This window comes from Mycobacterium angelicum (genome assembly GCF_002086155.1).
GTDB classification, from domain to species: Bacteria; Actinomycetota; Actinomycetes; order Mycobacteriales; family Mycobacteriaceae; genus Mycobacterium; species Mycobacterium angelicum.
On record NZ_MVHE01000345.1, the window covers coordinates 1 to 344 of the forward strand.

Here is a 344-nt window from a genome sequence, read left to right on the forward strand (position 1 = left end):
GCCGCGTAGCGCGCTTGGGGCGCATGATCGGTGCTGCGTTTGAGATCTCGCGCGACATCATCGCCATCTCCGGTGACTCCGCTACGCTATCGGGCGCCGACCTTGGCCAAGCTGTCCACACGCTGCCGATGCTCTACGCGCTGCGTGAGCAGACACCCGACACAAGCCGGCTGCGTGAGTTGCTGGCCGGACCGATCCACGACGACCACGTCGCCGAAGCCCTCACACTGCTGCGTTGCTCACCGGGCATAGGAAAGGCCAAGAATGTGGTAGCCGCCTATGCCGCACAGGCGCGAGAGGAGCTCCCCTATTTGCCTGACCGCCAACCTCGCCGAGCCCACGAG

Annotated in this window: 1 pseudogene; it reads left to right on the plus strand. The window is 65.4% G+C overall.

The features are described 5' to 3' along the window. A pseudogene (gene grcC, locus BST12_RS29720) lies at positions 1-344 on the plus strand (polyprenyl-diphosphate synthase GrcC); the annotation flags it as partial.